Here is a 25,648-nt window from a genome sequence, read left to right as displayed (position 1 = left end):
AAATACTGCTGCCATGCGTCCACTCACGCTCAAGGAAAACCAGCCAATGAGTATCCTGCAACGATTCCAGCTCCCCGGCAGTGTCGCCATCGTCACCGGCAGCGGCCGTGGCATTGGCCGCGCCATCGCCCTGGCCTACGCCGAAGCCGGCGCCGATGTCATCTGCAGCGCCCGCAGCCCTGAGGACATCGAGCGCGTCGCCGACGAAGTGCGCAGCCTCGGCCGCCGCGCCCTGGCGATTGCCTGCGACGTCAACGACAGCGAACAGCGCCAGGCCCTGGTGCGCCAGAGCCAGGAACACTTCGGCCGCATCACCCACCTGGTCAACAACGCCGGCGGTGGCGGCCCCAACGACGCCCTGGGGATGACCCCGGAACAGTTCGAGGACATCCTGCGCTTCAACGTCTCCAGCGCCTACGCCCTGTGCCAGCTGTGCGTGCCGCTGATGCGCGAGGCCGGCGGCGGCAACATCATCAATATCAGTTCCGTGGCGGCACGCTATGCCCAGCGGCACTTCAGCGCCTACGGCACCGCCAAGGCCGCCCTCAGTCACCTGACCCGCCTGCTGGCCCAGGACTTCGCCCCCCAGGTGCGGGTCAACGCCGTGGCCCCGGGCCCGACCCTGACCGAAGCCCTGAACAAGGTCATGCCCACCGCCATGCGCGAGGCGATGGAGGCCAACACCCCGCTCAAATGCCTGGGCAGCCCCGAAGACATCGCCGCAGCCGCCCTGTACCTGGCAAGCCCGGCATCGGCCTGGGTCACCGGCAAGATCATCGACGTCGATGGCGGTGCCGACAGCAGCGTCTGGCCCGGCTGACACCCCCCTTTTTGCCGGTGCCCTGGACCCTTGGGACCGGCTTTTTTATTCCCCTGCACAGAGCGAAACCACCATGGATGCCTCTCTGATCACCGCCCTGGGCGATGAACTGTTCAACGCCCTGCGCGGGCGCACTACCCTCGCCCCGCTGACCCAACGCCACCCGGCCATCAGCCTGGACCAGGCCTACCGGATTTCCCTGCGTTTCCTGCAGCGCCGTGAGGCCCTGGGCGAGCGCGTCATCGGCAAGAAGATCGGCGTCACCAGCCGCGCCGTGCAACAGATGCTCGACGTCCACCAACCCGACTTCGGCTTTCTCACCGATGCCATGCAAGTGGACGACGGCAGCGAAGTCAGCTTTGCCCGGTACCAGTTGATCCAGCCCCGGGCCGAGGGCGAAATCGCCTTCATCCTCGGTGAAGACCTCAAGGGCCCCGGCATCCGCGCTGAAGACGTGCTGGCGGCGAGCAAGGCCGTGGCGCCGTGCTTCGAGATCGTCGATTCGCGGATCGACAATTGGCAGATCCGCATCCAGGACACCGTGGCCGACAACGCCTCGTGCGGGGTCTTCGCCCTGGGCGAGCAGCGCATCGACCCGCGCGACCTGGACCTGGCCCGGGTCGAGATGCACATGCTCAAGAACGGCCAGCCGGCCGGCAGCGGCCTAGGTTCGGCGGTGCAAGGCCATCCGTGTGAAGCGGTGGCATGGCTGGCCAACACTCTGGGTGAATTGGGCATCCCCTTTCGCCAGGGCGAAATCATTCTTTCCGGCGCGCTGGCGCCCCTGGTGCCGCTGGTGCCGGGCGATCGCATCAATCTGTCGATGAGCGGCCTGGGCAACGCCAGCCTGCGCTTTGTCGCCTGACGCCTTTCCTATTTTCAGGAGCGATGAACCATGAGCAAGAAGATCAAATGTGCGCTGATCGGGCCGGGCAATATCGGCACCGACCTGCTCTACAAATTGATGCGCAGCGACGTGCTGGAGCCCGTCTGGATGGTCGGCATCGAGGCCGGCTCCGAAGGCCTGCAGCGCGCCCGTGAGCTGGGTCTCAAGACCACCGCCGACGGTGTCGACGGCTTGCTGCCCCATGTGCTGGAAGACCAGGTGCAGATCGCCTTCGACGCCACCTCCGCCTACGTCCACGCCGAGAACTCGCGCAAGCTCAATGCCCTCGGTGTGCTGATGATCGACCTCACCCCCTGCGCCATCGGCCCCTACTGCGTGCCACCGGTCAACCTCAAGGCCAACCTTTCCCGCGGCGCGATGAACGTCAACATGGTCACCTGCGGTGGCCAGGCGACCATCCCGCTGGTGGCGGCGGTGTCCAGCGTGCAGCCGGTGGACTACGCCGAGATCATCGCCACCGCCGCATCGAAGTCGGTCGGCCCGGGCACCCGCAAGAACATCGACGAATTCACCCGCACCACCGCCCGCGCGGTGGAACAGGTGGGCGGCGCCAGGCAAGGCAAGGCGATCATCATCGTCAACCCTGCCGAGCCGCCGCTGATCATGCGCGACACCGTGCACTGCCTGACCGCGGACACCCCGGACGAGCCGGCCATCCGTGCCGCCATCGACGCGATGATCGAGCAAGTGCAGCGCTATGTACCCGGCTACAAGCTGGTCAACGGCCCGGTGTTCGACGGCAACCGGGTGTCGATCTTCATGGAAGTCGAAGGCCTGGGCGACTACCTGCCCAAGTACGCCGGCAACCTCGACATCATGACTGCCGCCGCCGCCCGCACCGCCGAGATGTTCGCCGAGGAAATCCTCAAGGGCGAACTGGTGCTGCGCGCCACCCCCGAATCTGCCATTGCCTGAGGAACGGCCCATGGAACTTAACGGCAAGAAAATTACCGTCCACGACATGTGCCTGCGTGACGGTATGCACCCCAAGCGCCACCGCATCAGCCTGCAGCAGATGAAAGACATCGCCTGCGGCCTCGACCAGGCAGGTGTGCCGCTGATCGAAGTCACCCACGGCGATGGCCTGGGCGGCAGCTCGGTGAACTACGGCTTTCCGGCGCACAGCGACGAGGAATACCTGTCGGCGGTGATCCCGCTGATGAACAACGCCAAAGTCTCGGCCCTGCTGCTGCCGGGCATCGGCACGGTCGATCACCTGAAAATGGCCCATGAGCTGGGGGTCAACACTATCCGCGTGGCCACCCACTGCACCGAGGCGGATGTCAGCGAGCAACACATCGTCCACGCCCGCCACCTGGGCATGGACACCGTCGGCTTCCTGATGATGGCGCACATGAACAGCCCCGAGGGCCTGGTCAAGCAGGGCCTGCTGATGGAGAGCTACGGCGCCAACTGCATCTACCTGACCGACTCGGCCGGTTACCTGCTGCCCCATGACGTCAGCGCCCGGGTGGCGGCCATGCGGGCGGCGCTCAAGCCTGAGACCGAGATCGGTTTTCATGGCCACCACAACCTGTCCATGGGCGTGGCCAACTCCATCGCCGCCATCGCCGCGGGTGCCAACCGCATCGATGCGGCCTGCGCAGGCCTGGGTGCCGGTGCCGGCAACACACCGATGGAAGTGCTGGTGGCGGTGTGCGACCGCATGGGTATCGAAACCGGCGTCAGCGTGTTCGGCATTCAGGATGTGGCCGAAGACCTGGTGGTGCCGATCATGGACTTCCCGATCCGCAGCGACCGCGATGCCCTGACCATGGGTTATGCCGGGGTGTATGGCTCGTTCCTGCTGTTCGCCAAGCGTGCCGAGCAGAAGTACGGCGTGCCGGCGCGGGAGATCCTGGTGGAAATGGGCCGGCGCGGGATGGTCGGTGGCCAGGAAGACATGATCGAAGACACCGCAATGACCCTGGCGCGCTTGCGCGCGTGATCGCGCGTGTAGGAGCGGGCTTGCCCCGCGATAGCGTTGTGTCAGGAAAAACGCTATCGCGGGGCAAGCCCGCTCCTACAGCCCCATTAGCCTGGCTAATCCATCATCATCACAATTAACTGGGCTTATGGCGATTTTGCGACACACTGACGCCTCATCCTTCCACTGAGGCGTGCCAATGTCCGGCGAAAAATCCCTGTCCAAACTCCTGAGCGGCATGAAGCCCGAACTCAACGATGGCGACTACGTGTTCTGCACACTCGAACCGGGCACGCGCCTGGAGGCAGAGGTGCTGGGTAGCTTCCGGGAAAAAGAAGGGCTGACGGTCATTCTGGAGCGAAGCCAGGCCGAGGCGCTGGGCCTGCAATACAGCTACGTGGCGGCCTGGATCACCCTGACCATCCACTCGGCCCTGGAGGCCGTGGGGCTGACGGCTGCGTTCGCGACCGCGCTTGGCAATGCAGGGATCAGCTGCAATGTGATTGCCGCTTACTACCATGACCATATTTTTGTCGCAAAAGCGGATGCCCAGCGGGCCGTCGAGGTACTGGAAGCGCTAGGTAGGAGCGGGCTTGCCCCGCGATAGCGATCATCCCGATACAAGCCCACAGCGATCAGTCCGGGAAACGATCTACGCCCGCTGCGCGGCCGATCGCAGCCTCGTACCTCGGCAGCGGCTACACCGCCCGTAGCCGCTGCCGACAGGCTGCGATCGACTGCGTAGCAGTCGCCAATGCGGTGATGTCAGGCGCTGCGCGAATCTGTAGGAGCGGGCTTGCCCCGCGATAGCGTCGTCCTGTTCCGTCGCATCGTGGGGCAAGCCTGCTCCCACTGCGATCAGTCCGGGAAACGATCTACGCCCGCTGCGCGGCCGATCGCAGCCTCGTACCTCGGCAGCGGCTACATCGCCGTAGCCGCTGCCGACAGGCTGCGATCGACTGCGTAGCAGTCGCCAATGCTGCTTCCACAGCGTTAGCGCCAGTCCGCCACTATCTGTTGCTCCAGGGCGAACGGCTGGGCGGCGATGGTGCGTTTCTGATAACGCGGCGCCTCGGGTGAGGTCGCCAGCCACAGCATCACTTGCGCCGGCACCTGTGGCGGCGCAATGCCCGCGCGCAAGGCAATGACGCCTTTGTCGCCAATGGTCGCCTTCAATGCTTCGGTGCTCACCACGCCCGGGTTGATCGTGTAGGCGCAAATACCCCGCTCACCCAGCTCCGCCGCGATCACGCCCGCCAGCCGCGACACCGCTGCCTTGCCTGCGCCATAGGCATAGCCCCAGCCACCCTTTTCGGCCGCCACCGGCGGATCGCTCTCGCCGGCGCCGGAGGTGACGTTGATGACCACCCCGCCGCCCTGCTCCAGCATGTGCTCCGCCACCGCCCGGGTCAGCAGGAAGGGGGTGAGGATGTAGCCCTGGAACACCCGCTCCAGGGTCTGCGGTTGCAAGGCCAGAAAGCCGCTGTTGAGGTCACGCCCCTGGTAGATCGCGTTGTTGACCAGCACGTCGATGCGGCCGAACTCGGCGATCACCTGTGCACACGCCGCCAGGGCCGAGGCGCTGTCGAGCAGGTCCATCGGTATCACCAGCACGCGCCGGCCCAACTCGCGAATGGCCGCCGCGGTGCTGTTGAGGCTACCGGCCAGCGGCTCGCCCGCCGCATCGCGAAGGGCGTGTTCATGCTGCTCGCCCTCGTCGACGGTGCGCGCACTGATCGCCAGGTCAAAGCCTGCACGGGCGAACGCCAGCGCTGCCTCACGGCCGATGCCACGGCTGGCGCCGGTTATGAATGCCACCTTGTTCATGGGGTTTCCTTCTAGAAGCGTTGCGGGCGGACCATAGCATCCATGCCGCCGTCGATGAACACCACGCTGCCGTGGATAAAGGCCGCCTTGGACGATTGCAGGAAGGCCACCAGGCTGGCGATTTCTTCAGGGGTGCCGGCGCGCCCCAGCGGGGCGACGAAGTCGCGCACGGCCTTGCCGAAGCGGGCGTCGTCCAGCGAGGCCTGGTGCAGGGGCGTCTGTACCGCGCCGGGGGCGACCACGTTGAGGCGGATGCCCTGCTCGGCCCACGGCTTGGCCAGGCGGCGTGCGTGCTGGGTGATGGCGTATTTGGAACTGGCATAGGCCACGTGGGGCTGGCCGAGGCTGTCGGCCAGGACACAGGCGTCGGCTTCGTTGCCGGCCAACTGCGCCTCGGTCATCGGTTGCTGGTCCGCGCCCGGCTGGGTCGAGGCCACCGAGCCGATCACCAGCGCCGCCGGCTGAGCGCCCTTGGCCAGCGCGCCGGACAGGCCGTCGAGCAGTTGGCTGACGCCGAAGTAGTTGACCGACAGGATCAGGCCGCACGACGGCGCCGTGACGCCCACGCCGGCGCAGCACACCAGGCCGTCGAGCACGCCTTCGCTCTGCTCCAGCACGGCGGCGATGGCCGCTTGACGGCCACTGGCGGTGGACAGGTCGGCAAGCACTTCGGCATTGGCCCGGTCGATACCGATGACCCGGTGGCCGGCGGCGCGCAGCGCGGCGCTGACGGCAGCGCCGATACCCGAGGCGCTGCCGGTGATAGCTGTAACTGGCATAGATCAATCTCCATGAGGGGTGCAGGCAGTATCCAAAGCCCTGCCCTGCGCCGGCATCGTCCGTGCGGACTACGCCTGGCGACGGCTGGCCAGGGCCAAGGGGGGCACCTGGACCTTGGGTTTTGCCGCGACCTTAAGGGTCGCCTGGGGCTTACCCAGCGCCACCACGCTGTTGAGCAGGATGCGCACCAGCTCTGTCTGGCGACGCACACCGGTCTTGGAGAAGATCGAGCGCAGGTGCGCACGGGCCGTGTTGCGGCGAATGTTGAGAATCTCGGCGGCCTCCTCCAGCGACAGGCCGTTGGCCAGCTCCATGGCCAGGGCGGTTTCGGCCTTGGTCAGGTTGAACAGCTGCTTGGTGACCACCTCGCTGGCCAGCGACTTGCTCGCCGCATCGCGGATGTACACCAGCGCCGCCGGCTTGCCCTTCTCGTCGGCCCAGTCCATGGACGGAATGGGCTCGACCACCAGCCCCAGGTTCACCTGCCCCGAAGGCCGGGTCACCGACATGGCCTCGGCGGTCTTGAGGGTATCTTCGGAGAAGGCCGAGCGGATCAGGCGCTGCAGTTCGCGGTTGTCGCTCGGGTAGGTGGCCTCCAGGCGGCCGCCCACTAGCTTCAGGCCATCGCCGCTGGCAAGGATGCTCTGCGCCACGGGGTTGACCCGCAGCACGCTGCCGCTCTCGTCCAGCACCAGGGTGGCCACCGACAGGCGGCTGATGGCCTGGGCATACAGCTCGCTGATCGACTCGCTGCGATCGAGCAGGTTATGAATGTTCAGGGCCCGGCGAAGGTGCGGAATGAAGCTTGCGCACAGTGCCCGATCACTGAGCGAGAAGTTGGGGGATGTCTTGGCCCGGGTCACGCGAAAGCGCAGTTTGCCGCTGTCGGGGGTGGAGATATCGACGCCCATCACGTGGTAGACGTTCTGCTGGCTGCAGTACATCTTGAAGTAAGGGTCCTGCTCCCACTGCGCCGAGGTCATGATGTCGTCGATGGTGACCACCTGGTCCAGCGGCTGACCGCTGAAGGGCGTATGGGCCTGGGGGTAGGCCATGTAGATGACCTCGCCTTCGCCCTCGATGTCGCCGGCGACGATCATCACGCCCATGTCGGGCTGGTCGGGAACGCGCAAAATCAGGGTCACGTAGTTGGCCTGAAACGCCTGGCGCAGGTTCTCGAGGGTGTGCGCCATGGGCCTGGGATCGAGGGCGCCATCATAGATGTCGCCAACCAGGCGGTCGTAGCCGGCAAGGTCCAGGCCCAGCTCGGCCAGTGCAGCGTGAGTCAACACGGGATTTTCCACAGTCGTCTCCTTGCTCGGGTAAGGCCCGGTGGCCTTCCCTTGTTATTTTTATTATTTCGGCCGGGATCACGGGCAAGCCCGCCACCACCACCTCTGTAGGAGCGGGCTAGCCCCGCGAAAGGCCCCTGTAGGAGCGGGCTTGCCCCGCGAAGAGCTCCCAGTCTCCAGTGCCACCAACATCTCCACAAGTAGCCCAGCCATGTTTATTTTCGCGCCGCCGGGCTCGACTTCAGGCTGTACTCCCCTTGCGGCGCCTGCTTCGCTGCAGGCCTGGCCACGACCAGTCGTCGGCCACGGTTGAACCAGGCCGCCAGGGCCGGCAACAGGAAGATCGCCCCCAGCACATTGACCAGGAACATGAACGACAGCAGCACGCCCATGTCGGCCTGGAACTTGAGCGGTGCGAACGCCCAGGTAATCACCCCGATGGACATGGTCAGGGCGGTGAACACCGCCGCCGTGCCACGCTGGCACATGGCCTGGTAGAACGCCTCGCGCAGGTCGGCACCGGCGGCCATCTCGTGCTGGATACGCTCGTACAGGTAAATGCCGTAGTCGACCCCGACACCGACACCCAAAGCCATCACCGGCAGGGTGGCGACCTTGAGGCCGATGCCCAGCATCGCCATCAGCGCATTGCACAGGATCGCGACGATCGCCAGCGGCACCAGGATGCACAGCACGGCACGCAAGGAGCGGAAGGTCAGCCAGCAGAACAGCGCCACCGAACCGAACAGCGCGGCGAGCATGAACACCTCGGCATGCTTGACCGCCTCGTTGGAGGCCGCCATGACCCCGACGTTGCCGCCGGCCAGGTAGAAGGTCAGTTCCGGGGTGCTTATCTGCTTGATGATGCGCTGCGCCTCGCCCAGCACATGGCTGATGGTGGCGCCTTCATGGTCGGCCAGAAACACCAGGATCTCCATTTGCTGGCAGCCGTCGGTCACCATGCCGTCGTCGGGCATGTAGGCCCGGGCGCCCTGGCTCAAGCCGCGGGCCGAGCCCGGGATGGCCGCCCAGCGCGGGTTGCCTTCGTTGTTGCCGGCAATCACGACCTTGCCCTTGCCGGCCACACTCTGCACCGACTGCACGCCATTGACCGCACGCATGCGGAAATCGAAGGCTTCCACGGCACGCATCACCGCAGGCGACAGGCACCCCTCCTCGATACCGTTGACCTCGACGAACACCGAGAGCACGTCCAGGCCGATGGAGTAGCTGTCGACGATTTTCTGGTTGTCGAGGTTGTAGCGCGAATCGGCACGCAGCTCCGGCGCCCCGGTGCCGATGTCGCCCACGGCCAGGTCGCGGGATTTGTAGGCACCCGCCGCCAGCAGCAACAGGCTCAGGGCGAACACCCCCAGGGCAGGCTTGGGCTCGGCCAGCGCCGACAGCCGCCACCACAGCCGATGGCGGCTACCGTCGTCGGCTTTGGCCCGGGCCAGCACCGAAGGCTCCAGGCGCAGGTAGGCGATGATCACCGGCAGCATCAGTTTGTTGGTGGCGATCATCAGCATCACCCCGATACAGGCAGTGACCCCCAGCTCATGCACGATCGGGATGTCGATCAACATGATCACGGCAAAGCCCAGGGCATTCATCAGCAGGGCCAGGGAGCCGGGGATGAAGATCTTGCAGAACGCCCCGTGGGCCGCCTGCACCGAATTGCGCCCGGCCATCACCTCCTGCTTCCAGGCGTTGGTCATCTGCACCGCGTGGGAGACGCCGATGGAGAAAATCAGGAACGGCACCAGGATCGACATCGGGTCGATGCCCAGGCCCAGCAACGGCAGCAGGCCCAGCAGCCAGACCACCGGCAGCAACGCCACCACCAGGGCTACTACGGTCAGGCGCAACGAGCGCGAGTAGATCCACAGCAGCACAGCGGTAATCACAAAGGCCACCACGAAGAAACCGATCACCGTCATCAGCCCTTCCACCACATCGCCCACCAGCTTGGCGAAGCCGACGATATTGATCTCGATCTGGTCGTTGCCGTACTTGGCGCGGATGTCTTCCAGGCGCTGGGCGACCAGGGCGTAGTCCACCGGCTTGCCGGTTTGCGGGTCGAGGTCTTGCAGGTCGGCGCGGACCATGGCCGATTTCAGGTCGTTGGCCACCAGCCGGCCGATCTGCCCGGAGGCTGCGGCGTTGCTGCGCACCTGGGCAAGGTCGCGGGGCGAGCCGTCGAAACGCGGCGGTACCACCACGTCACCGAAAAAGCCCTCTTCGGTGATTTCGATGTAGCGCACGTTGGCCGTGAACAACGAGGTGACACTGGCGCGGTTGACCCCGGAGATGAAGAACACCTCGTCGCTGACCTTGCGCAGGGTATCGAGGAACTGCGCGTTATAGATGTCGCCCTCGCCTTTCCAGTGCACGCTGACCAGGAAGCGGTTGGCGCCGGTGAAGTACTGGCTGAAACGCAGGAAATTGACCATGAACTCATGGCGCACCGGAATCTGCTTGCTGAAGCCCGGGTCCAGGTGGGTATGGGTGGCGCTGTAGCCCAGGCCCAGGGTCAGCAGCACGAACAGCACTAACAGGCCCTTGCGCCATGCCATCAGATAATCGGCGATACGCTCGACACTGCGCGTCGTCCAGCTTTTAGCTTGATTCATTGCCCGCCTCTCACTTGCCAAGGGCGGCAAGGCTGCCACCGGAATCCTGGAACACCCCACGCTCGCCGCCTACCAGCAAACGCGAGCCGAGCATGACCGCCGAGGTCAACGTGCCGAGCCCGGCCAGGCGGCCGACGCCGACCAACTGGCCCCGATCATCGAGCCGCACCAGCGAACCACCGGCGCCGACGATCAGCAGACCGCCCTGGTCGGGCAGACGGACATGGCCGTACAGCGGCAGTTGATTGCCGACCTTGACCTGGGTCCAGCTGTCACCGAAGTCATGGCTGACGAACACATGGCCACGCATGCCGTAGCTGACCCAGTGATCGGGGCTCAGGCGCACCACACCGAACAGCGAACCGCTGTAGAAAGCGGGCAGCGTCTGCCAATGCTGGCCGTCATCGCGGCTGCGCAGCACCAGGCCCTGCTCGCCGACCAGCATGCGCCGGCCGTCGGCACCGCCGTCCATGCCATTGAGGTGAGCGCTGTCGACATCCAGCGCCAGGGTGTGCCAGGTGAGCCCGGCATCGTCGGACTGGTAGAACTTACCGAAACTGCCGTAGGCCAGCACCCGCTCGCCACCGGCCGACCAGGCGCCCAGCAGCGGCTCGCCGAGGCTGTCGTCGTAGCGAACCTCTTGCCAGTGGCTGCCGCCGTCGGTTGAACGCAGCACCCAGCCATCGTGGCCCACCGCCAGCAACCGCTGCTGGCCGAGATCGACCACGGCGGTCAGCGCCGCATTGCGTTGGGGTTGTACGGTGGCCGGTTGCCAACTCACCCCCTGATCGACACTGCGCAGAATGCTGCCGCGCTCCCCGACTGCCAGCACATGCTCGCCCTGCTTGAGCAAGGCATTGATCTGCACGCGGTCGGTGCGCAGGGGTTCGTCCACCGGTTCTGGGGCAGTACGGGGAGCGAAAGCGAAAGCGATAGTGCCGGCGACCACCAGGCACACCAGGTAACCGATCAACGAGCGCATAGGGGTCGCTCCGTTTCATGACACAGGAACACACGGACATTCATGCGGCCAATCCTCTTGTTCTGCTCCGCTCCCGTGCGGGCTGCGCGGGGCGTGAAGGGGGCATTGCCTGCACTCGATACTCGCGGGAAGACTGCTTGGAAACATCGTCCAAACGGCTTACAAAAAGGCATGAATGCCCTATAGCGTTACGCCAGCAGATCCTGTAGCCGCTGCCGACAGGCTGCGATTGGGCGCGTAGCGGCCACGGCATTTGATTGTGTATCGACCCTCTTGCGGCTGCTGCGCAGCCGATCGCAGCCTCGTACCTCGGCAGCGGCTACACCCGTAGCCGCTGCCGACAGGCTGCGATTGGGCGCGTAGCGGCCATGGCATTTGATTGTGTATCGACCGTTTTACGACTGCTGCGCAGCCGATCGCAGCCTCGTGCCTCGGCAGCGGCTACACCCCGTAGCCGCTGCCGACAGGCTGCGATTGGGCGCGTAGCGGCCACGGCATTTGATTGTGTATCGACCCTTTTACGACTGCTGCGCAGCCGATCGCAGCCTCGTGCCTCGGCAGCGGCTACACCCGTAGCCGCTGCCGACAGGCTGCGATTGGGCGCGTAGCGGCCACGGCATTGGATTGTGTATCGACCCTCTTGCGGCTGCTGCGCAGCCGATCGCAGCCTCGTGCCTCGGCAGCGGCTACACCCCGTAGCCGCTGCCGACAGGCTGCGATTGGGCGCGTAGCGGCCACGGCATTTGATTGTGTCTCGACCCTCTTGCGGCTGCTGCGCAGCCGATCGCAGCCTCATGCCTCGGCAGCGGCTACCCCTTCCTTTGGAAATACTCGCTCACGGTTCGACGCAACGAGGCGTGATTCGGCGACCTACGGTGATTAGGTGCAATTACGTGAATTGAGGGCAATGGAATGCTTGTTCATTCAAACGGTTATCGGCTGTTGGCAGGACGTCACTCGGAACCAGGACAGATCTACTCGGTAACGGTTGTAACCCATCGACGTCGACCCGTTCTGGGCGAGTTCCCGTCAGGTCGTTTGCTCGTCAGGGAGCTGCGGCGGGCGCATGAAGAGCAATGGGTCTGCTCGTTGGCATGGGTGGTGATGCCGGACCATTTCCACTGGCTGTTCACGCTACAGGCCCCCTGTCTTTCCCAAGTCATGTGCACGGTAAAGTCCAGAAGTAGCCTGTCCATCAACCGATTGACCAACGGCCATGGGCGAATGTGGCAAAAGGGATTTTACGACAGGGCGGTTCGTACAGAAGAGGTGCAGGACATCGCCCGCTACATCGTCGCCAACCCCATTCGGGCGGGGCTGGCTCGGAAGGCAGGTGACTATCCGCTCTGGGATGCCACCTGGATTTGAGTGCAATCAAGCCTGGTACAAAATCACCAGATCATTGATCACCGAAGGCCGCTCCTGCCCCACCACATGGGTATGCAACTCCAGGGTCAACTGCGTACCCCGAGGCTGCACCTGCACCGCCTTGACCCGCGCCCGCGCATGAATGCGCGCCCCCGCCGGCACCGGCGCCGGGAAGCGCAACCGGTCTGAACCGTAGTTGATCTGGGTGGTGAACCCGGTGATCTCATACCCCAGCGCCAGTTTCATCCGCGACTGCAGCACCTGCACCAGCGCGCCATGGGCGATGGTGCCGCCAAACGGGCTCTGCAAGCGGGCCTTCTGCGGATCGGTGTGAATCCAGTAGTCATCCCCCGACAACTGGGCAAAGGCGTCAATCAGCGCCTGGTCCACCAGCACGCTGTTGCTCCAGTCGCTGAACTGCTCACTGACCAGCGCCTGCAACCCCTCGGCATCATCCACAGCAATCTGCCGCACCGCCGCAGGCGCCGCACTCGGTGCGCTGTCTTCCACCGCGAACGGCTCGAAGGCCGCCGCGTTCTTGTCGGTGCCGGTAAAGCGCAACAGGCGGTTGCCCTTGGCATCGACTTCGGCGAACACCGGCTGCAGGCGCATGCCGATGTGGATTTCGTCTTCCTCCAGGCCCACCAGGTTGGTATTGATCCGCACCCCTTCGTCCAGCTCGACGACCGCCAGCTTCTGCGGCATTTCGTCGGCAAAGTCAGGCAAGGTGGCGATGCGCGTCACGGTGTAGCTGTACAGCGTCGCGCCGCCACTCACGGCACGCCAGCTCAGGTCGTGGGCCAGGCAGGCCGGGCAATGCCGACGCGGGTAGAAGATCCACTGGCTGCAGGCGTTGCACTGCTGGATCAGCACGCTGCGGGCCTTGAGCCCTTCCCAGAATGGCGCGGAAATTTCAGTGGCCAGCGGCATGGGTTTGTTGTTGGACATGGTCGTCAGGCTCCCTGGAGAATCAATGCGCCCTGCTCGCTCATCACGCCGCCGGTTCCGGAGACGTAGACGTTGTCGCAGCGCGATAGCTGGCGTTCACCGGCGGCGCCGGCAATCTGGGTGACCGCTTCGATCACCTGGGACATGCCCCCGGCCGAGCCGGCCTGGCCGAAGCTGAGCTGGCCACCGTGGGTGTTCATGGGGAAATCGCCGCGCCAGGTCAGGTCGTGCTCGCGCACAAAAGCCATGCCCTCGCCCTTGGCGCAGAAGCCTGCGTCTTCCAGGGTGAGCAGCGCGGTGATGGTGTAGCAGTCGTAGATCTGCGCCGCGTGCATGTCCTGCGGCTTGAGCCCGGCCATGGCGAAGGCCCGCTGCGAGGCCGGGCCGATCGGGGTGTGGACCATGTCCTTGGCATAGGACGGCGACTTGAACGCCAGGTGCTCGCCAAAGCCTGTGATGTACGTCGGGCGCTTGCGGGCGCGCGCCGCCACTTCGCGGGAGGTGATGATCAACGCCGCGCCGCCGGCCACCGGCATGACGATCTCCAGCACATGCAACGGATCGGCGACTTTCTTGCTCGCCAGCACCTGCTCGATGGTCAGGGGCTGGCCGAAGAACATCGCCTGGTCGTTGAACTGGGCGTTGGTGCGCTGGTCCACGGCGATCTTGGCCATGGCCCGCGGGTCGTAACCGTACTGGGCCGCGTAGCGCTGGGCGATCATGGCGTAGCCGGTGTTCTGGCCCATGTGCCCATACGGCAGGTCGAATTCGGCCTCCGGCGCGCCATAGGCGGTGCTGTGCCCGCCAAAGCGCATGGCCCGGCCCATCCAGCTCGGGTCTTCATCCGGGCCCATTGGCGCCATGCGGGCCGGCATCACACAGAGCACCGCCTGGCACAGGCCCAGCTCGATGGCCGCCGCCGCCCGCCAGACCATGCCGGCTGCGGTGCAGCCGCCCAGGTCCACCACTTCGGCGAAGTTCAGCTGCAGGCCCAGGTATTCGGCGGCCATGGCCGGCACGAACACCGAGGCTTCGTGAAAGTGCGGGCCGTTGATCACCAGCCCGTCGAGATCTTCGGCGCGCAGGCCGGCATCGCGCAGGGCCTGGGCCGCCAGGTCAGCGACCTGTTCGAGGTGGAACATACGCGGTGCGGTGGCGTATTTTTCCGGTTTGTACTGTGCGGTGCCGACAATCGCGGCGTGTCCTTTGAGTCCCATAAGTCCCCCGGGTGGTCTAGGCAGGAGCGGGCTTGCCCGGCGATCGCATTTTTCCTGACACAACGCGATCGCGGGACCAGCCCGCTCCTACCGGGTTAGAAGGTGTATTTCATTGAGAAGGTGGCGTAGTCACGGTCAGCCATCGGCCGCTTGACCGGGTCTGGCGAGCCCAGGTAGCCGATCATGGTCAGTGCCACTTCCAGGTTGCTCAGGTACTTGAAGGTGGTGCCGACGCTGTAGCGGCGGTCGCCCTGAACGCCGGCGATGCTGCCGGCCATGGGTGATGCGCCACTGAACACGTTGGAGAATCGCAGTGGCACTTCCAGATCCCAGCCCTGGAAAACCCCCGGATAACTGAACGAGGCACCGACGGTGTAGGCGCTGGAGTCCTTGCTTCGCCAGGCTGAGCTGGTCTTGTAGGTGTAGTCATCGGATTCTCCAACCATCGGCGCCAGTGACGGCAGCAGGTTGACGCCTTGCAGGTTCGGGGCGGCCGAGGCCGAGTCGACGCTGTCGGCGCGTACGTGAATGATTTCTGCGGTCAGGGTGGTCTGGCTGGCCCACGGCCGGTCGCCGAGGATGCGCATGGCCGACAGCTGAATCTGCTGGCCCTTGCCCTTGGCCGGCACCGGTCCGAGCCCGGTGTTGACCATGACCGGGGCACCGTCGCGGTACGACCACTCGGCACCGATCTGGGTATCGCCCAGCTTGGTCGACATGCTCAGGCCCGTGAGTTTGATGTCCTCGAAGTACTCGACGCGATAGCCGTTGGTGGCGAAGGCAAACTGGCCATTGCCCAGTGGCACGGCGTTGTAGCCCACCAGCGCGGTGGCCGGGTTCTTGTCGTGGTAGTTGACGTGAAACAGCGACAACTCGATGGCCGGCACCGGGCGGTAGCGCACCTGCACGCCCCACTGGCCATCGTCGCGTGGCTCGTCGGTGCCCTGGTAGCGCACGTTGCCGTTGGCGGTACGGATGAACTCGCGGCCCGGGCCGATCACGTCGCTGCCCGACAAATAGCTGCCCACCGGCGGCAGTTCGGTGCCCTTCCACTCGTATTGCACGTAGGCGCCGAAGGTGATTTGCGGGTTGATCCGGTAGGACGCCGAGAACTGCCCCACCGGCAGGAGGATCTCCTTGACCTCGACCCCGGGCTGGGCCGCCTTGACCGCATCGGAGGGGTTCTGCACGCCGTTGACGCCCGGGTAGTACAGGCTCTCGCCCCAAGACTCGATGTGCCGGCCGGCCTTGGCGTCGAGCATGGTGTCGTTCTCGAAGCGCCAGCCGCCGAACACATAGGCGTCGAGCAAGCGGGTGCGGCCGCCGCTGTAGTACTTGGTGCGGCTGGTGAACTCGTCGTTGCGCCCGTCCTTGTTCACGGTTTGCGGCGAGTCGTTGTCGTTGCCCTGGTGATAGACATCGTCGTAGAAGGTACTGGCGCGCACCACGGCGCCGTAGTTGTCCTTGCGCAGGATCATCTCGCCCAGCGCGCCGATGCGGTTGGTGGTCAGGCTGCCCTGGTTGAAGTTGCGGTTGGCGTCGTCGGCGTTGATGCCCATCAGCCGGTCGCTGGGTTTGCCCACGCGCACGCCCAGGCCATAGCTGGTGGTCACCGACCAGTCGATGGTGGCGCCGTTGTCGAATTCGATGGTTTCCCCCGACCATGCAGGCATTGATGCCAGCGCCACGGCCACCGCCAGGCTGGCGGCCTGGACACCGTGCGTGCCTAGGCCAGTACAGTTATTGTTGTTCTTGTAATTCACACTGACTCTCCTGAAGGGCAACCCCAAGGCCGCCTGGACTGTTCACCATGACCGTGACGCCGGATTGTTCAGAACACCCGCAGCGGGTCGGGCGCCGTGGCCCCCGCAGGGGCCTGCCGGTACCGCAGCAGCCCCCCGTGTTCCTCGCGCACCAGGGCGCCTTCGGCCATGAGGTAATTGGCATGCGCCAAGGTTTCCCCCAGCGCCATCAGTTCGTCGAAGCGACCTGACAGCCTGGGAAACAACACCGCCATCAGCTCGAGCGCGCCGCGCGGCGCCTCACAGCTGTCCTGCATTCGCGCCAAATGGCCCTGGTGGTGGGCCACCAATTGATCCAGGCGCGTGTGCAGGTTGAAAAACGGACGCTCGTGGGCCGGCAGCACCAGCACGGTGTCGGGCAGTGCCCGCAGCCGCTCGATCGAGTCCAGCCAGTCACGCAGCGGATTGGCCTCGGGCTCGGTGGCCTGCACCCCGACCGTGGAGGTGATGCGCGGCAGCACCTGGTCGCCGGAAATCAGCAGGCCGTCCTCGGCGCTGTACAGGCAGGCGTGCTCGGGCGAATGGCCGTTACCGATCAGCACCTGCCAATTACGACCACCGATGCGCAGTTCACTGCCCTGACGCAGGCGGCGAAAGCCGGTGCAGGGCAAGGGGTGAAAGTGCTTGTCCTGGACAGCCGCGAAAAACTCGCCGGCCTGCTCGGTGCTGAACCCGGCCTTGCGGTAGAAGTCGACGAAGGCCCAGGCCGGCGGTTGGTCCGAGGGCACCTGAACATGCAGCCACTGGAACTCCGCGGCGGTCATGTAGAGCGGGCACTCGAAGCGCTCGGTCAGCCAGGCCGCGACACCGGCGTGGTCACTGTGAAAGTGGGTGCAGATCACCGCCTGCACCGGCTGGCCCTGGAACACCTCGCTGAACACCTGCTCCCAGACCTCACGGGTCTGCGCGGTGTTCATGCCGGTATCGACCACCACCCAGCCGTCCTGGTGCTGCAGCAGGTAAAGGTTGATGTGGTCGAGGCGAAACGGGAGTGGCATGCGCAGCCAGAACACCCCGCTGGCCACCTCACACACCTGGCCGCTGGCCGGTGGCTGAGGCCAGGGGTAGCGCAGGCCGTCGCGCAGTTCAGCGCCGCTGGCGTCCAGGTCAGCCATGATGGGCACCTGCAAACGGCGCAAGGCCGGCGCGTTGCAGCACCTCGGCCGAATATGGCTGATAGGTGCGCGACGGCTCGTCGCGGATGAACAGCGGGTCGGTGCATGCATCGGGGCAATAGCCCTGGCGTTGCAGGTCGACCTTGCGCAGTTTGAAGGTGCTGGTGAGGTCGGCAGCAGCGCTGACCCGCACGAACACCGGGGCGGCATAGCGCGGCAGACAGCTGTCGGTCAGGGCGTAGAACGCCTCGGGGTCGAAGCCCTGCCCCGCCTGCATCAACACCGCCGCCATACCGGCGCGGCCTTCATGGCCGGGCACCTGTACGCCATAGATGTTGATCAGCTCAAGGCCGGGGAAATCGCCCAGGGCATCGGCCACTTCCTGGGTCGAGACGTTCTCGCTCTTCCAGCGGAAGGTGTCGCCGATGCGGTCGACGAAGTAGCAGTAGCCATCGGCGTCCTGGCGCAGCAAATCGCCCGAGCTCCAGTAGGCATCGCCTTCGCGCAGGACATTGCGACGGATCTTGCTTTCGCTGGCCTCGGCCGAGGTGTAGCCCTCGAAGCGTCCACCGCCGATATCGGGGTGGTCGACGATAAAGCCCATGGCCTCGCCCACCTCGCCCACTTCACACACCTGATAGAAACCTTGCGCGTCACGCGGGTGGCAGTCGTTCTCGACGTCGTAGCGCACCAGGCGCAGGTTGGTGCGGTTCCAGTCCGGCACTCGGCCGCAGGAACCGGGGTAGTTGTCGACGTTGATCAGGTTGGCGTTGGCCTCGGTGGCGCCCCAGCCCTCGAAGATCTGCAGCGGCCCGAAGCGTTCGACCCAGCGCTGCCACGAATCAGGCGTCAGACCGGCGCCGAGCATGCAGCGCAGGCTGTGCTCACGCTCACCTGCACTCACCGGCTGGTTGAGCAGGTAGCGGCAGATCTCGCCGATGTACTGGAACACACTGATGCGGTGCTCGCGCACGTCCTTCCAGAATTCGCGCACGCTGAACTTGCGCCGCACCACGATGCTGGCGCCGGCACGCAGCGCGGTGGAGGTCACCGAGGTGGCCGCCGCACCGTGGTACAGCGGCAGGCAGCAATAGAACACGTCTTCGCAAGTGGCCGGCAGCGTCACTTCCATCACATCGCCCGACGACATCCAGCGCATGTGGCTGTAGCGCGCCGCCTTGGGCAAGCCGGTGGTGCCGGAGGTAAAAATCAGCAGGGTCGTGGCCTGGGCCTCGATAGCGGCGCGCATCTCCCGTGGGAAGGTAGTGGCCGGGGCGCTGTGCAGGCGCGCGGCGAACTGGCCATCCACGCCCTTGGGCAGCAGGCCGGACCAGGGGTTCTCGGCATCGGGCACCAGCCAGTAGGCCAGGTTGGGCAGGTTATCGGTGGCTTGCAGGTTGGCCAGGCATTCCTCACCCACGACCATGGCCTTGGCGCCGGTGGTGTCCAGGGCATGCAACAGCGCCCGGCCGGTGACTTGGGTGTTGATGAACGCCACCACCACCCCCAGCTTGACCAGGCCGAACCAGGTGCAGAAGAACGCCGGGCGGTTTTCCATCGCCAAGGCGCACACATCCCCCGCGCGCAGGCCCTTGGCGTAGAAGGTATGGGCCATCTGGTTGGCCTGTGCATCGACTTGCGCGTAGGTCAGCGGCTGGCCGGCATAGATCAGAAAGGGCCGTTGGCCATACTCGCGCACCTGCTCCTCGAAGCGGTCGGCCAGGGTATAGAGGTCCCGTGGCTTGATCTGCCCACTGGCGCTGGCGCGGCGATCAAGCAGCGCCTGGGTCTGCTCGCGGGGCACCGGCGCAGCGCTCGGCAGGCTCGTCCGTTGGGCCAGGCTCATGGCGTCACCTCCAGGGTGGCGGCCTGGTACGCGGGGTAATCCGAGTAGCCCTTTGCACCTGGGGTGTAGAGGGTGTGGCGGTCGAACCCGGCCAGCGGCAAGCCCTGTTGAAGGCGCTCGACCAGGTCCGGGTTGGCGATGAAGTGACGACCGAACGACACCGCATCCCCCTCGCCCGCCTCCAGCGCTGCCTGGGCCGACGGCCCATCGAACCCGTCATTGAGGATCAGGCCGCAATCACTGTGCTGGCGGGCCAGGGCGAAGGCGTCGAGGCCCGCCGCTGGCGAGCGCATGATGTGCAGGTAGGCCAGACGCAGGGGCGCCACGGCGGCGCACAGGGCAGTCGCGGTTTCAGCCGGGTTGGCATCGCTGATGTCGTTGTAGGGGTTGCCCGGGCATTGACGGTAACCCACCCGACCGGCACCGATGGCGGCGGCCATGGCCTCGAGCACTTCCTTGACGAACCTTACCCGGTTGGCTGCGCTGCCGCCGTAGGCGTCCTCGCGCTGATTGCTGCCCGAGGCCATGAACTGCATTGGCAGGTAACCGCTGGTGCAGTGCAGTTCGACACCGTCAAAACCCGCTTCACGGGCGTTGAGCGCCGCCTGTCGGTAGTCGCCGATCACCGTGTTGATGCCTTCCAGGGTCAGGGCCTGGGGCGCATCGGTGTCGACCATCCCGGCGACATCGGTAAACAGCCGGGTGTGTGCCCGCAGCGCCGACGGCGCCACGGTGCTCGCGCCACGGGGCTTGTTGTGATGGCTGGCGGCGCGGCCCACATGCATCAGTTGCAGCACGATCTGGCCACCGCGCTCATGCACGGCATCGGTCACCCGGCGCCAGGCGGCAATCTGTTCAGTGCTGTAGATCGCCGGGGTGCGGCAATAGCCCAGGCCGCTGGCCGACGGCGCGGTGCCTTCGGCCACGATCAGCCCGGCACTGGCACGCTGGCGGTAGTACTCGACCATCTCGGCGCCCGGCAGCGCATCGCTGCCGGCACGGCTGCGGGTCATCGGCGCCATGACGATGCGATTGGCCAGTTGCAGGTCGCCCAGGCGCAGCGGCTCGAACAAGATGCTCATGTCAGCTCCTTCACTTCTTGGAATTTTCCGGCTGTGCCAGAATCGCGCTGCACGGCGGCAGGGATTGGTGAAACGCCGAAGATGGGCTGAATGATTGACCTACGGCCGAGACGAAACATCGTCCGTCGAGACTAGATTTGCCGGCTGGCTGGAACTCTGCGGAACTGGTCTGAACGGACGATGAAATGCCCTGCGCAACCCCCGACGATCTGCCGACTAGAACAAGACCGGGAGCACCCGCTGTGACGACCTCGACCCCTGTTACATGGCGCACGCACTATGCGTTGTTCGTGCTCGCCGCGATCTACGTGTTCAACTACATCGACCGCCAGTTGATGGCGATCCTGATCGAGCCGGTGAAGCTCGAATTCGGCATTTCCGACACCGGCATCGGCCTGCTGTCGGGGGTGACCTTCGCGGTGTTCTACACCCTGTTCGGCTTCCCGCTGGGGCGCCTGTCCGACCGCATCGGGCGCAAGCCGGTGATTGCCCTGAGCTGCATCGCCTGGAGCCTGATGACCATGCTCTGCGGGGTGGCCGGCAGCTTCCTGATGCTGGTGCTGGCGCGCATTGGCGTGGCGGTGGGTGAAGCGGGCGGCACGGCGCCGTCGGTGGCCATGGTGTCGGATTTATACCCGGCGCGGCGCCGCTCCACGGCGCTTGCGGTGCTGATGCTCGGTTCGAGCCTGGGCGCCATTGTCGGCCTGGGCCTGGGCGGCTGGATCGCCCAGCACCACGGCTGGCGCCTGGCGTTTTTGCTGATCGGCGCGCCGGGGATCTTCCTCGGCCTGCTGTTGCTGCTGACCGTGCGCACCCCCAAGACCGCCCCCGTGCCTGCGCACCTGGTGGCCACGCAACATGAGGGTTGGTTGAAGACCCTGCAGGAACTGATGAAAACGCCGTCGTTCCTGTGGCTGGTACTGACCGGCGGCGCCGCAGCGATTGCCGGCTACGCCATCGGCACCTGGAGCCCGAGCTTCCTGATTCGCTCCCACGGCTTGAACATCCAGCAAGCGGGCTTTCTGGTCGGCGTGGTCGGGGGCACCGGCTCGACCCTGGGCACCCTGGTGTGCGGCATCGTCACCGACCGCATGGCCCGTCGCGATGTTGGCTGGCAGATCGGCGTACCACTGCTGGGCACGCTGATCAGCATCCCGTTTGCCCTGGCCTACTTCCTCTGGCCCCAGGGCACGGCCTTCCAAATCGGCAGCATCGACGTACCGACGGCCTTCCTGTTCTACAGCGTGTTCGGCTTCTTTGGCGTGTGGTGGGCAACACCGTGCCTGGGCGCCATCACCCACCTGTTCCCGGCCACCCGCCTGGCCCAGGCGACCGCGATCTTCGTGATGTCGATGACCTTGCTCGGCGTGGGGGTTGGCCCCTTGTTGATCGGCATGCTCAGCGACTTCTTCCTGCCGACCCTGGGGGCTGAATCGCTGCGTTATGCGCTGGCGGCGTCGGTGTCGATGCTGGCGTTGGCGGCGATCTTCCTGGCGTTGGCGTTGCCGGGGTATCGTCGGCAACTCAAAGCCCCGGTCATCGAAGCCGCACCCGTCGCCGCCACCGCGTGAGCATTCACTGTAGGAGCCCGCTCCTACAGTGGTTTGGTGCAGTTTGAAAGAACAGCGCTGGCCAGCAAGAGCGCAGCGAATTGTGCTTTTGATCTTGATCTGGCTTTTGATCCACCGGCCCCGTTCCAGAAGGGCCGAACGGAGGTGTCGCGGAGGGGCTAGCGCGAAGCGCCTTCGGCGAATGCCGAAGATGCGAAGCGTAGCGTTGCTTGCAACGCGTAGCTCGCAATGCCCCGTAGCGACACCGCAGTGAGGGGACCCGAAGCGCAGCGCAGGGCCCCTGGTGGGGCAAGCCCTTTGCTTACTTTGGGGCGACTGCCAAAGTAAGGCGCCGTAAGGGCGCAAAGGTGAATCAGCGTCACCATAGCGGCCATGGCATTGGATTGTGTATCGACCCTCTTGCGGCTGCTGCGCAGCCGATCGCAGCCTCGTGCCTCGGCAGCGGCTACACCCGTAGCCGCTGCCGACAGGCTGCGATTGGGCGCGTAGCGGCCACGGCATTTGATTGTGTATCGACCCTCTTGCGGCTGCTACGCAGCCGATCGCAGCCTCATGCCTCGGCAGCGGCCACACCCCGTAGCCGCTGCCGCCAGGCTGCGATTGGGCGCGTAGCCAATGGATAAGACCACCCATACCAACACCCCAAAGCGGGGCCAGTGATGGTCCTACCGGATGTGTACGACTCAGGGGCCATCGCGGGGCAAGCTTGCCCCACGCTAGCGATTGGTCAGTCACATCGCCTCGCGGGGCAAGCCCGCGCCTACAGGGTCCACAGTTTGATCAGCGACAAGTGCAGGGGGTAAAACCAATACCCCCAGCGCCCTACCCGCCAGACCTGCAGTGAATACTGCGCGCGCAGTATCCCTATCCCCAACGGGGCCGACACCAGCGCCGCCATGACGGTCATCAGCGTAATCGGCTCGAGCAGATTGGCCCGCAGCCAGTCGTTGCTCAGGTTGGCCATCACTGCCACAAACCCGGGCACCAGCCAGGTGCCCCGACCGCCCCGAAGCGCCAATAAAAATGCCGACGGCAACACCACCCCGGGCCAGCCGTACATCAGCACGTCCGACGCCAGCAGCGCCACCAATAGCGTACCCAGGGCAAGCAGCCTCATGGGCCGGGTGGCGTGATGGACACCCCAGGCCAGCAGCAACCCCAGGGTCAGGGTCGGCATGATGCTGAACGTGCGGGTACCGACATCCAGCACGTGATAGGGCCACTCCGAAAGCACCGAGAACACCAGCATCCAGCCCAGGTAACGGCCATTGGCCGACGTGAATACCTGCCCCACCGCCGAACGTGCGACGTTGGCGGCAATGGCCAGGCAGAACAGCGGGAACGCGAGACGGCCGACAACGAACAGCCATTCGGCCGACGGCCAGATAAACCGCAGATGATCGGCCACCATCGTGACCATGGCCAACCACTTGACCAGATCGAGGCCTGCCGAGCGTTGGTTGAAGGGGGGCATGAATACCTTTGAGCGATCACCGTGGAACCCACAGCAAATCGAAAACCCTCGGCCAGCGCAAGTGCGTGAATCTGGAGTGCTCCGGATTACGGCCGCCTTGCGGCCGATCGCAGCCTCGTTCCTCGGCAGCGGCTACCAAAAAATTGCCGGTGGGTGCGGGCCTGCTGTGGGAGCGGGCTTGCCCCGCGATGGATCTAGAATCCGGCCGACAAATCCATTCCTGCCGGTGATCCCGCTTCGCCGTTGCGCCTGGATGTGCATGACTCAGGGGCCTATCGCGGGGCAAGCCCGCTCCCACAGCAAACCCGCTCCTACAGCCAGCGCAGGCCAGCAAGAGCGCAGCGAATTGTGCTTTTGATCTTGATCTTCTGCCCAGTTAACCAGTGAGGGGACCCGAAGCGCAGCGTAGGGCCCCTGGTGGGGCAGGCGATTTTCAAGAAAAAAGTAGGCCGCCGTAAAGGCGGAAGGGGCCGGCAGCGTCACCGCATGAAATGGATAAGCCTACAGCCGCAACACCAACAGGACTCAAAGCCCCAAAAAAAATGCGCCACAAGGGCGCAAATCGCAAAAAACCCACCCCCACCACAACACCGTGGTGGGAGCAGGCATATGACTGGATCAGCGCCCGATAGCCCGCGCCGCATCCGCCGTATACATATCCGGGGTAAACTTCGACTCGTTGAGAATCGGCCCCTTCTTCGCCTCGTTGGTCATCCCATACCCGGTGTACTGCCCCGAGTTCAGGTCCATGAAAAACTGCGACCCCGCCTGCCAGCCACTCATGTCCGGGTGGTAGTAGTAGTTGATCATCGCGTGCTTCCACAACTGCCCACGGACATCGAAGTTATCGGCCATCACCGCGTTCCAGGTGTCCTCGTCGATAAACAGCACACGCTTGCCATACACATGGCGATAGCCTTCCTTCAGGTCGGCCTCCACCACCCACACCCGGCGCAGCTCATAACGCATGTACTCAGGGTTGGGATGATTGGGCGTCAGCAGTTCAGCGTACTTGACGTTGGCCGCGTTGGCCTTGAAGGCGTTGGCCGGGGCGTAGATCTCGCGCTTGCCGATCAGCTTCCAGTTGTAACGCTCCGGCCCGCCGTTGAACAGGCGGTCTTCGTCGACAATCATGGTGCCGTTGGTGCCGATCATCGGCTGGTCGTAGCCGTAGCCCGGCAACTGGCGCACGCGGCGGGTGGAGGGGCTGTAGTTCCACGCCTGACGCGCATCGACGGCGAAGTTGTAGGGTTCATGGGAGATGCTGATCACGCCGTTGTCACGGGCAGGCTTGAGCGTGGTGTTGTAGCTCATGGCCTGGATCCGGTCTTCGGTCTTGGGCTCGACCGTCGGCGAGTTGGCCTGTGACAGGTTACGCGCGTGGGCGCGGCCCCAGCCGATGCTGCCATTGGGCAATACCGACGCCAGGTCGCTGATCTTCTCTTCGGTGTAGGCACGGGCTGGCAGTTGGTGGTTCCACAGCACTTCCATGCCGTTCTTGGGAATCGGGAACGGTACCTGGCCCAGGCCTTCGATACCCAGCCCGTCGTTGACCAGCTTGGCGTTCAGGGCGTTGTACTTGGCGCGGTTGCAGACGTAGTCGGGGTAACGGAAGTCCCGATGGCCCGGGTAGATATTCATCTTGTAGCTGGTGGGGTATTTCTTGAGCAGGGCTTTCTGGCCGTCGGTCAGGTTCGCCTCGTACTGGGCCATGTTCTGCGCGGTGATCACCAGGATCGGCTTCTCGTCGGCATACGGGTCCACCGGCTGGTCGCCGGAGAATTTCACATGGTTCCAGCCCGGTACTTCACCCAGGTATTTGCCGGTGTAAGGCGGGATGGTGCCAGCGGCGTTGCCGGCCTGCTCGGCGCCGACACAGGTCAGCTCCTTGCCCAATTTTTCTGCTTCCTGGGGCGACACCTGGGCCAGTGCGCTACCGATCAGACCGGTGTTGACCACCATCGCGGTCGCGAGCACGACACCTGTTGTTGTTATTTTCATGTATTGCCTCCTTCGCTGATAAGGCTTTCGGGTACAGCTCATTCTTCGCGTTCTGG

The 25,648-nt window shown here is 65.0% G+C and carries 20 protein-coding genes; 7 read left to right on the top strand and 13 right to left on the bottom strand.

Features of this window, described 5'->3' with window-relative positions:
* The first annotated feature begins 46 nt into the window (after positions 1-46).
* The 5 genes from U9R80_RS10565 to U9R80_RS10545 all read left to right on the top strand — a co-directional run bounded on the left by U9R80_RS10565 (position 47) and on the right by U9R80_RS10545 (position 4,261).
* Complete coding sequence (locus U9R80_RS10565) at positions 47-820, top strand: glucose 1-dehydrogenase (protein ID WP_301839717.1); 774 nt, start codon at positions 47-49, stop codon at positions 818-820.
* A gap of 73 nt (positions 821-893) precedes the next feature.
* A complete protein-coding gene (locus tag U9R80_RS10560) occupies positions 894-1,685 on the top strand; it encodes a fumarylacetoacetate hydrolase family protein (RefSeq protein ID WP_301839719.1) in 792 nt (263 codons plus the stop codon).
* Between the two features lie 30 nt (positions 1,686-1,715).
* Entirely contained in the window at positions 1,716-2,642 is a 927-nt protein-coding gene (locus U9R80_RS10555; protein WP_301839720.1) for an acetaldehyde dehydrogenase (acetylating), read from the top strand.
* A 10-nt stretch (positions 2,643-2,652) separates the two neighbouring features.
* Positions 2,653-3,675: a 4-hydroxy-2-oxovalerate aldolase gene (dmpG, locus tag U9R80_RS10550; RefSeq protein WP_301839721.1), complete on the top strand. Its 1,023-nt coding sequence runs from the start codon at positions 2,653-2,655 to the stop codon at positions 3,673-3,675.
* 178 nt (positions 3,676-3,853) lie between these two features.
* The gene (locus U9R80_RS10545) at positions 3,854-4,261 is read left to right on the top strand and encodes an ACT domain-containing protein (protein ID WP_301839722.1); all 408 of its coding nucleotides are present in this window, start codon (positions 3,854-3,856) and stop codon (positions 4,259-4,261) included.
* 386 nt (positions 4,262-4,647) lie between these two features.
* On the opposite strand, the gene U9R80_RS10540 is transcribed toward U9R80_RS10545, so the two are convergent.
* The 5 genes from U9R80_RS10540 to U9R80_RS10520 form a co-directional block, all read right to left on the bottom strand.
* On the bottom strand, positions 4,648-5,481 hold the full coding sequence (locus U9R80_RS10540; RefSeq protein WP_301839723.1) for an SDR family NAD(P)-dependent oxidoreductase: 834 nt from the start codon (positions 5,479-5,481) through the stop codon (positions 4,648-4,650).
* Positions 5,482-5,492: 11 nt separating this feature from the next.
* Complete coding sequence (locus U9R80_RS10535) at positions 5,493-6,260, bottom strand: SDR family oxidoreductase (RefSeq protein WP_301839724.1); 768 nt, start codon at positions 6,258-6,260, stop codon at positions 5,493-5,495.
* Positions 6,261-6,329: 69 nt separating this feature from the next.
* Positions 6,330-7,565 (bottom strand): helix-turn-helix transcriptional regulator, encoded by a 1,236-nt coding sequence (locus U9R80_RS10530; protein ID WP_301839726.1) that lies wholly within the window; start codon positions 7,563-7,565, stop codon positions 6,330-6,332.
* A 203-nt stretch (positions 7,566-7,768) separates the two neighbouring features.
* Positions 7,769-10,186 (bottom strand): efflux RND transporter permease subunit, encoded by a 2,418-nt coding sequence (locus U9R80_RS10525; protein ID WP_301839727.1) that lies wholly within the window; start codon positions 10,184-10,186, stop codon positions 7,769-7,771.
* A gap of 10 nt (positions 10,187-10,196) precedes the next feature.
* Positions 10,197-11,168, bottom strand: coding sequence for a WD40/YVTN/BNR-like repeat-containing protein (locus tag U9R80_RS10520; protein WP_301839729.1), 972 nt, complete (start codon positions 11,166-11,168; stop codon positions 10,197-10,199).
* A gap of 912 nt (positions 11,169-12,080) precedes the next feature.
* Between U9R80_RS10520 and U9R80_RS10515 the strand changes: the two genes are divergently transcribed.
* Complete coding sequence (locus U9R80_RS10515; protein ID WP_301839731.1) at positions 12,081-12,536, top strand: REP-associated tyrosine transposase; 456 nt, start codon at positions 12,081-12,083, stop codon at positions 12,534-12,536.
* A 6-nt stretch (positions 12,537-12,542) separates the two neighbouring features.
* Here U9R80_RS10515 and U9R80_RS10510 read toward each other — a convergent pair whose 3' ends face one another.
* The 6 genes from U9R80_RS10510 to U9R80_RS10485 all read right to left on the bottom strand — a co-directional run bounded on the left by U9R80_RS10510 (position 12,543) and on the right by U9R80_RS10485 (position 20,546).
* Positions 12,543-13,484, bottom strand: coding sequence for a bifunctional OB-fold nucleic acid binding domain-containing protein/MaoC family dehydratase (locus tag U9R80_RS10510; protein ID WP_301839732.1), 942 nt, complete (start codon positions 13,482-13,484; stop codon positions 12,543-12,545).
* Positions 13,485-13,489: 5 nt separating this feature from the next.
* Positions 13,490-14,701, bottom strand: a complete 1,212-nt coding sequence (locus U9R80_RS10505; RefSeq protein ID WP_301839733.1) for a thiolase family protein — start codon at positions 14,699-14,701, stop codon at positions 13,490-13,492.
* Positions 14,702-14,796: 95 nt separating this feature from the next.
* Positions 14,797-16,464 carry a DUF1302 domain-containing protein gene (locus U9R80_RS10500; RefSeq protein WP_301839735.1) on the bottom strand — a complete coding sequence of 556 codons (1,668 nt, stop codon included), beginning with the start codon at positions 16,462-16,464 and terminating at the stop codon, positions 14,797-14,799.
* Between the two features lie 68 nt (positions 16,465-16,532).
* A complete protein-coding gene (locus tag U9R80_RS10495; RefSeq protein WP_301839736.1) occupies positions 16,533-17,618 on the bottom strand; it encodes an MBL fold metallo-hydrolase in 1,086 nt (361 codons plus the stop codon).
* Positions 17,611-19,464, bottom strand: a complete 1,854-nt coding sequence (locus tag U9R80_RS10490; RefSeq protein ID WP_301839737.1) for a long-chain-acyl-CoA synthetase — start codon at positions 19,462-19,464, stop codon at positions 17,611-17,613. The genes U9R80_RS10495 and U9R80_RS10490 overlap by 8 nt, the downstream gene beginning before the upstream one ends.
* Positions 19,461-20,546 carry an alkene reductase gene (locus tag U9R80_RS10485; RefSeq protein ID WP_301839738.1) on the bottom strand — a complete coding sequence of 362 codons (1,086 nt, stop codon included), beginning with the start codon at positions 20,544-20,546 and terminating at the stop codon, positions 19,461-19,463. The genes U9R80_RS10490 and U9R80_RS10485 overlap by 4 nt, the downstream gene beginning before the upstream one ends.
* A gap of 242 nt (positions 20,547-20,788) precedes the next feature.
* Here U9R80_RS10485 and U9R80_RS10480 point away from each other — a divergent pair, with 242 nt between their 5' ends.
* The gene (locus tag U9R80_RS10480) at positions 20,789-22,117 is read left to right on the top strand and encodes a spinster family MFS transporter (RefSeq protein WP_301839739.1); all 1,329 of its coding nucleotides are present in this window, start codon (positions 20,789-20,791) and stop codon (positions 22,115-22,117) included.
* A 760-nt stretch (positions 22,118-22,877) separates the two neighbouring features.
* On the opposite strand, the gene U9R80_RS10475 is transcribed toward U9R80_RS10480, so the two are convergent.
* Positions 22,878-23,591 (bottom strand): TraX family protein, encoded by a 714-nt coding sequence (locus tag U9R80_RS10475; RefSeq protein WP_301839740.1) that lies wholly within the window; start codon positions 23,589-23,591, stop codon positions 22,878-22,880.
* A gap of 618 nt (positions 23,592-24,209) precedes the next feature.
* The gene (locus U9R80_RS10470; protein WP_301839741.1) at positions 24,210-25,592 is read right to left on the bottom strand and encodes a DUF1329 domain-containing protein; all 1,383 of its coding nucleotides are present in this window, start codon (positions 25,590-25,592) and stop codon (positions 24,210-24,212) included.
* Between the last annotated feature and the right edge of the window lie 56 nt (positions 25,593-25,648).

Source organism: Pseudomonas sp. JQ170C (assembly GCF_035581345.1).
Taxonomy (GTDB): Bacteria; Pseudomonadota; Gammaproteobacteria; order Pseudomonadales; family Pseudomonadaceae; genus Aquipseudomonas.
This window is presented reverse-complemented; position numbering and strand designations above follow the sequence as displayed.